This window comes from Bradyrhizobium sp. Leaf396 (assembly GCF_001424605.1).
Classification (GTDB): Bacteria; Pseudomonadota; Alphaproteobacteria; order Rhizobiales; family Xanthobacteraceae; genus Bradyrhizobium; species Bradyrhizobium japonicum_C.
This window is the reverse complement of record NZ_LMQJ01000045.1, coordinates 327585-340512: the sequence shown is the minus strand read 5'-3', so window position 1 is coordinate 340512 and position 12928 is coordinate 327585. Positions and strand designations below refer to the sequence as shown.

At 65.8% G+C, this 12928-nt stretch carries 9 protein-coding genes; 8 read left to right on the top strand and 1 reads right to left on the bottom strand.

The window, feature by feature from the left end; all coding sequences use genetic code 11:
• Positions 1-28 precede the first annotated feature (28 nt).
• Positions 29-835, bottom strand: coding sequence for a 2-oxo-hept-4-ene-1,7-dioate hydratase (gene hpaH / locus ASG57_RS28975; protein WP_024339713.1), 807 nt, complete (start codon positions 833-835; stop codon positions 29-31).
• 110 nt (positions 836-945) lie between these two features.
• On the opposite strand from hpaH, the gene hpaR reads away from it, so the two are divergent.
• The 8 genes from hpaR (at position 946) to ASG57_RS28935 (ending at position 12891) form a co-directional block, all read left to right on the top strand.
• Positions 946-1464 (top strand): homoprotocatechuate degradation operon regulator HpaR, encoded by a 519-nt coding sequence (hpaR, locus tag ASG57_RS28970; RefSeq protein WP_024339714.1) that lies wholly within the window; start codon positions 946-948, stop codon positions 1462-1464.
• A gap of 114 nt (positions 1465-1578) precedes the next feature.
• On the top strand, positions 1579-2355 hold the full coding sequence (locus ASG57_RS28965; protein WP_024339715.1) for an HpcH/HpaI aldolase family protein: 777 nt from the start codon (positions 1579-1581) through the stop codon (positions 2353-2355).
• A 92-nt stretch (positions 2356-2447) separates the two neighbouring features.
• Positions 2448-3971: a UxaA family hydrolase gene (locus tag ASG57_RS28960; protein WP_024339716.1), complete on the top strand. Its 1524-nt coding sequence runs from the start codon at positions 2448-2450 to the stop codon at positions 3969-3971.
• A gap of 244 nt (positions 3972-4215) precedes the next feature.
• Complete coding sequence (locus ASG57_RS28955; RefSeq protein ID WP_024339717.1) at positions 4216-4734, top strand: PAS domain-containing protein; 519 nt, start codon at positions 4216-4218, stop codon at positions 4732-4734.
• On the top strand, positions 4712-6016 hold the full coding sequence (locus ASG57_RS28950; RefSeq protein WP_024339718.1) for a methyl-accepting chemotaxis protein: 1305 nt from the start codon (positions 4712-4714) through the stop codon (positions 6014-6016). The genes ASG57_RS28955 and ASG57_RS28950 overlap by 23 nt, the downstream gene beginning before the upstream one ends.
• 177 nt (positions 6017-6193) lie before the next feature.
• On the top strand, positions 6194-9463 hold the full coding sequence (locus ASG57_RS28945) for a transglutaminase family protein (RefSeq protein ID WP_024339719.1): 3270 nt from the start codon (positions 6194-6196) through the stop codon (positions 9461-9463).
• Between the two features lie 27 nt (positions 9464-9490).
• Complete coding sequence (locus tag ASG57_RS28940) at positions 9491-12016, top strand: circularly permuted type 2 ATP-grasp protein (RefSeq protein WP_024339720.1); 2526 nt, start codon at positions 9491-9493, stop codon at positions 12014-12016.
• Entirely contained in the window at positions 12013-12891 is an 879-nt protein-coding gene (locus ASG57_RS28935) for a transglutaminase family protein (protein WP_057198530.1), read from the top strand. Before ASG57_RS28940 ends, ASG57_RS28935 begins: the two co-directional genes overlap by 4 nt.
• Positions 12892-12928: the final 37 nt, after the last annotated feature.

Sequence of the window (12928 nt, the reverse complement as noted above, 5' to 3'; positions counted from 1 at the left end):
CGGTTTCACTCCCTGCCTTCTTGTTCGCCTAAGCGAAGTAGCAGCTCACCGAGCCGTAGGCGCCATAATCGGCCTGGATTGTGTCGCCCTTGCGGGTCTCGATCGGACGGATGAAAGAGCCGGCCAGTACGACCTGGCCTGGCTCCAGCGCGAGCCCAAGCGGCGCGATCTTGTTGGCGAGCCAGGCCACGGCCGTGGCGGGATGATTGAGCACGCCGGCGGCAAGACCGGTCTCCTCGAGCTGGCCGTTCTTGAAGCACAGAGCGCCGATCCAGCGCAGGTCCGTGTCGAGCGGACGGATCGGCCGTCCCCCGAGCACGATGCCGGCATTCGCCGCATTGTCGGCGATGGTGTCATAGATCTTTCGCGTCGTTTTGGTCCTGGGATCGACGCGCTCGATACGCGTGTCCAAAATCTCCAGCGCCGGCACGACGAAATCGGTGGCATTGAGCACGTCGAACATCGTGCAACTAGGCCCGGAGAGTCGCTTGGTCATGACGAAAGCGAGCTCGGCCTCGACGCGCGTCGCGATGAAGCGTTCGGTCGGGATGATCCCGCCGTCGGTAAAGAACATGTCGTCGAGCAACACGCCGGAATCCGGCTCGTCGATGTCGAGCGCGCTCTGCATCGCCTTCGAGGTCAGGCCGATCTTGTGGCCCTTCACCACGCGGCCCTCGGCGATCTTGACGTCGACCCAGGCCTTCTGAATCGCGTAGGCGTCAGCGATGGTGATGTCGGGAAAGTCCTGCGAGAGCTGCCGGATCTGCGTGCGGGTCTTCTCCGCCTGGTGCAGACGCCTCGCGCAAGCTTGGATATCGTCGCTGGAAAGCGCCATTTGTGATCTTACAAATCGTGGTGCTGAACGATACTTAACATGTTAAGTGAATGCGTCAACACGATTTCGACTTGCTGCACTGCAAACGTTTTGCGGCTTGAAAGGGCGTCATGACGAAGAAACTTGCTGATCCCGCCGACGGAAACGCGCCTGCCGCCCGGCACGTGCCGATGCGCGACTTCTCGCGTTCGTTGCCCATGTCGTTGCTGCGGGCCCGGGAGGCGGTGATGCGGCAGTTTCGTCCCTCGCTGCGCGAGCACGGTCTGACCGAGCAGCAATGGCGCATCCTGCGGGCGCTTGCGGCCATCGAGGCGGTGGAGGTCACGGAACTTGCCCGCACCGCATTCCTGCTCGGACCGAGCCTGTCGCGCATTTTGCGCGACCTTGAGGCCCGCAATCTGATCGAACGGAAGACAGCGAAAGCGGACCAGCGCCGCAGCATGGTCTCGATCTCGAAAGAGGGCGTGAAGCTGATGGCCGCCGTGGCGCCGACGTCGGAGGCAATCTATGCCGAGATCACGCGCCGCTTTGGGGCGCGCAAGCTCGTCGAATTGCAGGAGATGCTCGGCGAACTCGAACAGAGTCTGGCGGGGCGCGGAAGCGCGGATGAGACAATAGCCGAGGGGTGAACCCAGATATGCGTGCGTGCGCGGCAAGAGCCATGGACATTCACGCTTTTTTTCGCTCAAAGTGCGGCCCAACGCGATCCGCGGCGAGTGCGAGCAACAGGGAAGGAAGGCAACGTGGCGAACAAGGTCAAGGAAATCTGGAAGTCGGGCAAGGCGGTCGTCAACGCTTGGCTGGCAATCCCCTCCGGCTTCTCGGCCGAGATGATCGCGCAATGCGGCTTTGACAGTGTCACCGTCGACATGCAGCACGGCGTGCAGGACTATCTGTCCATGGTGCAGTGCTTCCAGGCCATGGACAAGCATCCGGTCACGCCGATGGTCCGCGTGCCCTGGAACGAGCCGGGGATCATCGGCAAGGTGCTCGATGGCGGCGCCTATGGCGTGATCTGCCCAATGGTCAACACGCCGCAGGAAGCCCGGAACCTGGTCTCTTATTCGAAGTACCCCCCGAAGGGCGTCCGCTCCAACGGTCCAATCCGCGCCGGCATGTACGGCAGCGCGGGCTCATACCAGAAGACGGCCAACGATGAGATCGTGCTGCTGCCGATGATGGAGACCAGGACGGCAGTCGAGAACATGGAAGCGATCCTCGACGTCGAAGGCATCGACGGCGTTTATATCGGTCCGTCCGATCTCGGCTTCTCCTACGGCCTCGAGCCCAAGCTTGACCGGACCGAGCCCGAGATCCTCGCCATCTATGAGAAGATCATCAAGGAGTGCGGCAAGCGCGGCCTCAATCCGGGCATCCACTGCAGCGGCGCCGAAGGCGCGGCGCGCGCCATCAACATGGGCTTCAAGCTGGTGACGTTGTCGAACGAAGTCGGCCTGATGACGACCTACGCCAGGATGCAGGTCAACGCGACCCGCAAGGATTCCGGCGGCAAGGCTTAAGAAACGCGCGAATGGCGCATGGGGAGTAGCGAATAGTGCTACTCCCCATTTTCCATTCGCCACTCACCATTCGCCTCCGAAGGAGACTCGCCATGGCCATCAGCCCCGTCATCCGCCTGCATCCAGATGATGGTGTGGTGATCGCACGCGCGAGCCTGCCGCCGGGAACGGTGGTCGCCGACGGCGTGACCACGGTCGATCGCATTCCCTCCGGCCACAAGGTCGCGATCAAGCCGATCGCATTGGGCGAACCGATCAAGCGCTATGGCCAGATCATCGGCTTTGCGACCCAGGCCATTACGCCGGGCCAGCACGTGCACGTGCAGAATTGCGGCATGGGCGACTTCGCCAAGGACTACGCCTATTGCGCGGACGTCAAGCCGACGCCGAACTTCGACCTGCCGGCGACGTTCGAAGGCATCCGCCGCCCGGACGGCCGCGTCGCCACCCGCAACTATATCGGCATCCTCACCTCGGTGAATTGCAGCGCGCATGTCGCAAGCCTCGTCGCCGACGTCTTCAAGAAGAACCCCTTCAGCGGCGACAATCCGTTGGCCGACTTCCCTAATGTCGACGGCGTGGTCGCGCTGACCCACAAGACCGGTTGCGGCATGACGCAGAACGAGCCGCTGGCGCTGCTCCGTCGCACGCTCGGAGGCTATGCGCGGCACGTCAATTTCTCGCATGTCATCGTGCTCGGCCTCGGCTGCGAGGTGAACCAGATCGGCGGCCTGATGGAAGAGCAGAAGCTCGCCGGCCGCCTGCGCGCAATGGACATCCAGGAGGTCGGCGGCACCCGCAAGACCGTGGAGGCGGGCATCGCCTTCGTCCGCGAGGCGCTCGCCGATGCCAACACAGTGAAGCGTGAGACGGTGCCGGCGAGCGAGCTTACCGTAGCGCTGCAATGCGGCGGCTCGGACGGCTATTCCGGGGTGTCAGCCAATCCGGCGCTCGGCGCCGCGAGCGATCTCGTCGTCCGCCACGGCGGCACCGTGATCCTGTCGGAGACGCCGGAGACCTACGGGGCGGAGCACCTGCTGACGCGCCGCGCCGTCAGCCGTGAGGTCGGCGAGAAGCTGGTCGACCTCATGCGCTGGTGGGACGAATACACGACGCGCGAAGGCGCCGAGATGAACGCCAATCCGAGTCCCGGCAACAAGGCCGGCGGGCTCACCACCATCCTGGAAAAATCGCTCGGCGCGATGGCGAAGGCCGGCACAACCAACCTCGTCGAAGTGCTGCGCTATGCCGAGCCCGTCACCAAGAAGGGCTTTGTGTTCATGGACACACCTGGCTACGACCCCGTTGCAGCCACCGGTCAGGTCGCCGGCGGCGCCAATCTCGTGTGCTTCACCACCGGTCGCGGCAGCGTGTTCGGCTGCAAGCCGGCGCCTTCGATCAAGCTCGCCACCAACACGCCGATGTACAAGCGCATGGAAGAGGACATGGACGTCAATTGCGGCACCATCCTCGAAGGCGAGGAGAGCGTCGAGCAGTGCGGACAGCGCATCTTCGATCTCATCCTCAAGACCGCCTCGGGAAAGCCGACCAAGAGCGAGAGCTTCGACTTCGGCGGTGCCGAGTTCGCGCCCTGGGTGCTGGGCGCGACGATGTAGTCGCGTTGCGCGAGCGCCGTCGCGGGACCCACGCAGTCACACCGGCAGTCGTTGCTCCACGCCGATCCCCGCACTCGCGTGTGGTTCAACGAGATGCAACGACGGCTCGCTACGTAGTGCTACGGAGTCGGGCGCCGCTTGCAAGATTCCCGAGCTTACATTCGGTTAACATTGTTGTCGTAGACGAGGGTATGATGCGGCTCCACAGCGTTGTGGGGCCGGCCTTTGCGTGAGGGTCCAACAGATGCAAGCGATACGTCCCACTGGGGTGGAGAATCTCCTCGGTGAGGAGGAGTTGATCGTATCGAAGACCGATCTGAAGGGGCGCATCACCTATGCCAATGATGTCTTCATCCGGATGGCGAAGTACTCGTGGAAGGAACTGATGGGCGCGCCCCACAGCCTGATCCGCCATCCCGACATGCCGCGTGCCGTGTTCAAGCTGTTGTGGGACACGCTCCAGTCCAAGCAGGAAATCTTCGCCTACGTGGTCAATCTGGCGAAGGACGGCAGCCATTACTGGGTGTTGGCCCACGTCACGCCGACATTCGACGAGCGTGGTAATGTCGTCGGCTATCACTCCAACCGTCGCAAGCCCGACCCCGCGCAGATCGATCGCATCAAGCCGATCTACAAGACGCTATGCGCGGAGGAAGCGCGGCATGCCAATGCCAAGGAAGGCATGCATGCGAGCTTCGAGGCGATGGTCGGGCTGCTCAAGCAACAGGGTGTCGGTTACGATGAATTTGTGCTCTCTCTCTAAGGCGCAGGGAGCGACCGCGCTCGCGTGTGTTCTTGCCCTCGTTGCATTCCTTCTTTCATTTCTCGGTGTGACCGGAATCGCCAGTGCCGCTCTGCCTGGCGCGACGTTCGTTCTGCTTGGCTATGCCGTCTGGTGCCAGCATCGCACGGCGGTAGACGTCGATGAGGTCGCCGACGTGTGCCGCAAGGCGGCGCGCGGCGATCTCGAGGCCCGGATCATGACCGAGCGCCAGGCCGGGCGGATCGGTGCGATCCAGAAGTCCGTCAACGACATGCTCGACATCACCGACGCCTTCGTCCGCGAGGCTTCGGCGTCGATGGACTATGCAAGCCGCGGCAGGTATTTCCGCAAGATCCTCGCGCGCGGATTGCCCGGCTCGTTCCGTCGCTCGGCGGTCGTCATCAATGCCGGCACCGACAGCCTCGGCCGCCGCGTTGTGGAGATCGCCGGCCTCGCGCGAGAGTTCGGTACGCATCTCGACGCAGTCGCGGGCGGCCTCATGTGCGCCGCGACCGATCTCGAATCCGACGCCGGTCAGATGGCCGCGGCGGCGGAGAAGACCAGCCGGCAGACCTCCGGCGTGCTCAGTGCGTCCGACCAGGCCTCGCGCAACGTCGCCACCGTCGCCAGCGCCGCGGAGCAGCTCGCATCATCGATCGCCGAGATCAACCGCCAGGTGGCCGGCTCGACCGCGAGCACGGGGCGGGCGGTGAACGAGGCCAATCGGGCCGGCAGCGAGATCCGCACGCTTGCGGATGCCGCGATGCAGATCGGCGACGTCGTCAAGCTGATCAGCGAGATCGCCTCGCAGACCAACCTCCTCGCGCTCAACGCCACGATCGAGGCGGCCCGCGCTGGCGAGGCCGGCCGCGGCTTCGCGGTGGTGGCCTCCGAAGTCAAGAGCCTCGCCAACCAGACCGCGAAGGCGACCGAGGAGATCAGCGCCAAGGTCGGCGAGATGCAGCATTCGACGACCAATTCGGTCGCGGCCGTCGAGGCGATCGCGCAGACCATCTCCGAGATCAACGGCATCACGGCCAGCATTGCAGCATCGATCGAGCAGCAGGGCGCCGCGACGCGCGAAATTGCCCGCAACGTCCAAGAAGCCTCGGTCGGCACGTCGCAAGTTTCCTCCAACGTGACGGGCATCAGCGAAGCTGCCGCCGATACCGGCCGCGTCGCCGGCCGCGTCAACAGCGCCTCCGAGCGCGTCTATGGCGAAGTCGAGACGCTCCGGCGCGAGGTGACGCAGTTCCTGCAGCGGCTGACGTCGGCGGCGTAGGCTGCCCGGCGTCTCCTTGTCGCGACGTTTGCAGCGAGCGAACAGGAGATAGCGAATGGCGAATGGCATCATTGCCGCCATTCGCCCGTGCCATAGGCACGCTCTGCCCGTTGTTAGTGCTTGATCGCACCCACCTCAGGTGTTCTGCTCAAAAAAGCTGCTGGAGCACCGCACCCCGTGTCGATCTACGTCGCGCTACACCACGTCACGCACTACAAATACGACCGTCCGATCGATCTTGGCCCGCAGACTATCCGGCTGCGGCCGGCTCCGCACACGCGTACCCCGATTTTGAGCTATTCGCTCAAGGTCACGCCCTCCAATCATTTCGTGAACTGGCAGCAGGATCCTCAAGGCAACTGGGTCGCGCGTTATGTCTTTCCCGAGAAGGCCACCGAGCTGAAGTTCGAGGTCGATTTCACGGCGCGGATGACCGTGGTCAACCCGTTCGACTTTTTCGTCGAGCCTTACGCCGACAGCTTTCCGTTCGAATATCCCGATGATCTCAAGACCGAGCTTGCGCCTTATCTCGAGACCATCAAGCCCGATCGCCTGTTCGCCAGGTTTCTCGACTCGATCCCGCACGAGGCCCCGAACACCGTCAACTTCCTGGTCGAGCTCAATCGCGAGCTTCAGAAGAAAGTCCGCTACATCATCCGGATGGAACCGGGCGTGCAGACGCCGGAGGAGACGCTTGCCTCCGGCGCAGGATCATGCCGCGACTCCGCCTGGCTTCTGATCCAGACGCTGCGCCATCTCGGGCTGGCCGCGCGCTTCGTCTCCGGCTATCTGATCCAGATCCGTCCCGACATCGATCCGATCGAGGGACCGCCGGAAGTCGAGAACGATTTCACGGATCTGCACGCCTGGGCCGAAGTCTATCTGCCGGGCGCAGGCTGGATCGGATTCGACGCGACCTCGGGCATGCTTGCCGGCGAGGGGCATATTCCCGTCGCTGCCACGCCGCACTATCGCTCGGCGGCGCCGATCTCCGGCGGGGCCGGCTTTGCCGAGGTCGAATTCAGCTTCGACATGAGCGTGAAGCGTATCCGCGAGGCGCCGCGCATCACAAAGCCGTTCTCGGACGAATCCTGGGCCCGCCTCGACGATCTCGGCGAGCAGGTCGATGGCGATCTCGCCAGCGCGGACGTGCGTCTCACCATGGGCGGCGAGCCGACCTTCGTCTCGGTCGACGATCCCGAAGCTGGGGAGTGGAATACGGAAGCCGTCGGCCCGACCAAGCGCGCGCTCGGCGACGATCTGATCCGCCGGCTGCGCACGCGCTTTGCGCCCGGCGGCCTCCTGCACTACGGCCAGGGCAAGTGGTATCCGGGCGAGAGCCTGCCGCGCTGGGCCTTCGGCCTGTACTGGCGCAAGGACGGCGTGCCGATCTGGAGGAACGCCGACCTCATCGCGAAGATCGAGAATCCACGGCGTCCCGAGGTCCGGGATGCCGAGGCCTTCATGGAAGGCACAGCGGCGCGGCTCGGCCTCGATCTCGGCTACATCATGCCGGCCTATGAGGATCCCGCCTATTGGCTGCAGAAGGAGGCCGAGCTCCCGGTCAACGTCGACCCCACCGATTCCAAACTGTCGGATCCGGAGGCGCGCGCACGCATGGCGCGCGTGTTTGACCAGGGCCTGACCACGCCGCGCGGCTTCGTGTTGCCGGTCCAACGCTGGAATGCGCCGCCGCGCTGGCGCAGCGAGCGCTGGTCGCTGCGGCGCAATCATCTATTCCTGACGCCGGGTGATTCTCCGCTCGGCCTGCGCCTGCCGATCGGTTCGCTCGCTCACGTCCCGCCCAACCAGTATCCCTACATCGTCGAGCAGGACCCGATGGAGCCCCGGGGCAAGCTGCCCGTCTTCACGCGCATGGCCCGGCCGCCAGCGCCGCCGCGTACGGCTCCCGAGCATCTCAACACGGCAATTCCTGTGCGCACCGCGTTGGCGATCGAGATTCGCGACGGCGTGATCTGCGCCTTCATGCCGCCGGTCGAGCGCATCGAGGATTATCTCGAGCTGGTCTCGGCGCTGGAAGATACCGCCGAAGAGATGCAGCTTCCCGTCCATGTCGAGGGCTACCCGCCGCCGTTCGACCCGCGCATCGAGGTGATTAAGGTGACGCCCGACCCAGGTGTCATCGAGATCAACATCCAGCCGGCGAGGAGCTGGCGCGACGCGGTGGAGATCACCTCCGGACTCTATGAGGACGCGGCGAAGGTGCGCCTCGGCGCCAACCGCTTCCTGGTCGACGGCCGCCACACCGGCACCGGCGGCGGCAATCACGTCGTGGTCGGCGGCTCGAGCCCGCAGGATTCGCCTTTCCTGCGCCGGCCGGATCTCTTGAAGAGCCTCGTGCTGTACTGGCAGCGGCATCCATCGCTGTCCTACTTCTTCTCCGGCCTCTTCATCGGCCCGACCAGCCAGGCGCCGCGCATCGACGAAGCCCGCCATGACAGCATCTACGAGCTCGAGATCGCGCTCTCGCACGTGCCGCCGCCGGGCACCCAGACGCCGCTGTGGCTGGTCGACCGGCTGTTCCGGCATCTGCTCGTCGACATCACCGGCAACACCCACCGCGCCGAGATTTGCATCGACAAGCTCTATTCGCCGGAGGGCCCGACCGGCCGGCTCGGCCTCGTCGAATTCCGCGCTCTCGAAATGCCGCCCGATCCGCGTATGTCGCTGGCGCAGCAGCTCCTGATCCGCGCGCTGATCGCGAAGTTCTGGCGCGAGCCGCTGGCGGGCAAGTTCGTGCGCTGGGGCACCGCGCTGCACGACCGCTACATGCTGCCGCATTTCATCTGGGAAGATTTCCTCGACGTACTCACCGAGCTGAAGCAGTTCGGCTATCCGTTCGAGCCGGAATGGTACCTGGCCCAGCTCGAATTCCGCTTTCCCGCCTTCGGCCGCGTGCATCATGGCGGAGTGACCCTGGAACTGCGCCAGGCGCTGGAGCCCTGGCATGTGCTCGGCGAGGAGGGCTCGGCCGGCGGCACCGTGCGTTATGTCGATTCATCCGTCGAGCGGCTCCAGGTCAAGGCCGAGGGCTTCGTCGAAGGCCGCCACATCGTGACCTGCAATGGACGCCGCCTGCCGATGACCTCAACCGGCCGCTCGACGGAAGCTGTGGCCGGGGTCCGCTTCAAGGCCTGGCAGCCGGCCTCCGGTCTGCACCCGACCATCCCCGTTCACGCGCCCCTGACGTTCGATCTGATCGATACCTGGAACGGACGCTCGCTTGGCGGCTGCGTCTACCACGTCGCCCATCCCGGCGGGCGCAATTACGACACCAAGCCGGTCAATACCTATGAGGCCGAGGCGCGGCGGCTGGCGCGCTTCCAGGACCATGGCCACACCCCCGGTCCGGTGCAGCCGCCGCCGGAGGAACGCACAAATGAGTTTCCGCTGACCCTCGACTTGCGGACCCCGCTCCTGCAATGAGTATGATGCGGGGGCATGGAGACGCGCATGGGCGAGGGCGCAGCCGAACAGGACGACAAGGCGGGCAGGGCGCAGAGCCAGCGCGAGGGCCAGCGCCGGCTCGCACAATGGGTGCGCGACTATAGCCGGCTCCCCGGTATTCCCGACGAGTTCTTGGGCCCGAACGGCACGCCGCGCGCCGTGTGGAGCCGCTTCTTTGACGCATTTGGTGCGCTCGCGCCCGACGAGATCGAGCGGCGCTTCGGCATGGCCGACCGTCACTTGCGCGAGGCCGGCGTCACCTATCGCGCGCCGGGCGATAGCGCCGACCGGCCCTGGTCGATCAGCCATCTGCCGCTTTTGATCGACGAGGCCGACTGGCAGCAGCTCTGCGCCGGCATCACCCAGCGCGCCGAGCTGCTCGAGCGCGTGCTGCGCGATATCTATGGCGAAGGCCGGCTCGTGGCCGAAGGCGCGCTGCCGGCGGCCGCGATCGCCGGCAGCCCCGAATATCTTCGTCCCGTGTGCGGTGTGCCGCCGCCGGGCGGACGCTATCTCTCGCTCTATGCCGCCGATGTCGGACGCGGGCCCGACGGTCGCTGGTGGGTGCTCGGCGACCGCACCCAGGCGCCGTCGGGCGCGGGCTACGCGCTGGAGAATCGTCTCGTGCTCTCGCGCGCCTTCTCCGATCTTTACAAGTCGATGAACGTGCCGCGGGTTGCGCCGTTCTTCGAGGCCTTCCGCGATTCCTTGCGCGCGCGCGCCGACCGCGACGAGCCCAGGATCGGCGTGCTCACTCCCGGCAGCTTCAGCGAGACCTATTTCGAGCATGCGACGCTGGCGCGCTATCTCGGTTTCCTTCTGGTCGAGGGCGAAGATCTCGCGGTCAGCGACAACCGCGTCCACATCCGCACTGTCGCCGGCCTCAAGCGGCTGGACGTGCTGCTTCGCCGCGTCGATTCGAATTCGCTCGATCCGCTCGAGCTCGATGCCTCCTCGCGGCTCGGTGTACCCGGCCTGATCGACGTGCTGCGCAAGGATGGCGTCGTCGTCGCCAACATGCCGGGCTCGGGTGTCCTCGAGGCGCGGGCGCTGCTCGGCTTCCTGCCGGCGCTCAGCCGCCGCTTGCTCGGCGAAGACCTGAAGATGCCGCATATCGCGACGTGGTGGTGCGGCCAGCGCGCGGCGCGCGACGAGGTGCTGGCGCGGCTCGACGAGGTCGCGATCGAAGGTGCCTACCGGCGCGACGTTCCCGGTTTCGACAGCAATGGTCCCGTGCTCGCGAGCGAGCTCGATGCCGCCGACCGCCAGCGCCTCATCGACGCCATCACCGCGCGCGGCATGGACTATGTCGGCCAGGAGGTGGTGCGGCTCTCGACCATGCCGGTCTGGGAGAAGGGGCAACTCACGCCGCGCCCCTTCGTGCTGCGCGTGTTCGCGGCCGCCACGCCCGACGGCTGGGCGATCATGCCCGGCGGCTTCTGCCGGATCGCCGAGCAGCCGGACGCCCGCGCGGTGTCGATGGGTGACGGCGCCCGCGCCGCCGACGTCTGGGTGGTCTCGGACAAGCAGGTCTCGACCGCGACGCTGCTGCCCGCGACCGACAAGGTGCGCATCCGCCGCATCGCCGGCGTGCTGCCGAGCCGTGCCGCCGACAATCTGTTCTGGCTCGGCCGCTACCTCGAACGCGCCGAGGCGACGCTGCGGCTGGTGCGCGCTTTGGGCTCGCCGAGCGGGCCCAACAAGGGCACCGCGGCCTCGGTGCAATCGGCTGAACGCATCCAGCGCCTGCTGGTGGCCTGGGGCGCGATCTCGCAGACATCGCGCACCGCCTCGGGCCGCATCACGGCAGAAGCGCTGCAGAGTGCGGAGCGTTTCGGCTCGGCACTGTCGCTGGTGCGCGCGGCCCAGCGCACGGCGACCTCGCTGCGCGAGCGGCTGTCGCCCGATGCCTGGCAGGTCATCACCGAGATGGTCGAGCGTCTCGCCCTGGAGGTCGAGGACGACGACAGCGTGTTAAGCGCCGCCGAGCTCACGTTGCAGGAGCTGGCGAGCTTTGCGGGGCTTGCGCAGGAGAACATGAACCGCGCCGCCGGCTGGCGTTTCCTGGACATCGGACGCCGCATCGAGCGCGCCATCAACACCACCCGCTTCACGCGCCAGTTCGCCTATGATGAGGCCGGCGACGAGGATCTCGACATCCTGCTGACGCTGGTGGACTGCCAGATCACCTACCGCTCCCGTTATCTGCTGGCGCCGATCCTGGCCCCGGTGCGCGACCTCGCCGTGCTCGACGGCTACAATCCACGGTCGGTGGCGTTCCAGGTGACGACGTTGAACGAGCACATCGCCGCGCTGCCGAGCCTGAGGGAGCACGGCCTGATCGAGAAGCCGCAGCGGCTCGCGGTGGCGATGCAGGCGATGCTTGCGACGGCGGAGGCCGAGAAGCTCGAGGTCAAGACGCTGTTCGCGCTGGAGCAGGATCTGCTCAGCCTCGCGGACGCGATCGGGCAGCACTATTTCCCACACGGTCCCAACGCCAGCCGGCCGGAAAAGCTGACGGGGCTGGCGTGATCTACGACATCCGTCACGTCACCACCTACGAGTACGAAAATCCGGTCAGCTTCGCTCGCTGCACGCTGCGGCTCGAGCCGAGAAGCGGAGGCGGCCAGGAACTGATCTCGCACGATGTCGAGATCCATCCACGGCCGGCCGAGCGCAACCAGCGGCGCGATTTCTTCGGCACACTGACGGAAAGCGTCACGATCGAAGCCGCCCATCGCAGTCTGCGCATCGACTCGCGCTCGCGTGTCTCGGTGTCACGCCAGCCTCCCGCCCGTAGTGCGGCCGGCCCGTCCTGGGAGAGCATTCGGGACATCGCCATCGAGGCGACGAGCCTCGGGCCGTCCTCGCCCGTCGGCTATGTCTTCGCGAGTCCGCTGGTACCGGTGCTGCGCCCGGTCAGCGCCTACGCCGCGGAAAGCTTTGCATCCGGCACCGGCATTCTCGAGGGCGCGGTCGACCTGATGCACCGCATCCGCAGCGAATTTCGCTACGACCCGAAGGCGACGGTGATCACGACGCCGCTCGAGGAGGTCTTCGACAAACGCCATGGCGTCTGCCAGGACTTTGCCCATGTGATGATCGCGGGGCTGCGTGGGCTAGGCCTGCCCGCAGCCTATGTCAGCGGCTACCTGCGCACCATTCCGCCGCCGGGCCAGCGGCGTCTGCAGGGCGCCGACGCCACCCATGCCTGGGTGTCGCTGTGGTGCGGGGCGGAGCTTGGCTGGGTCGATCTCGATCCGACCAACGATCTCCTGATCGGCAACGATCACATCGTGCTTGCCGTGGGGCGCGATTTTTCCGACGTCTCGCCGGTCGACGGCATCATCGTCGGCTCGCCCAGGCAGAAGCTCAATGTCGCCGTCGACGTGCTGCTTGTGGAGTAGGGCGTGTACTCATAAGCGTTCGGCTTACCAACGCGAA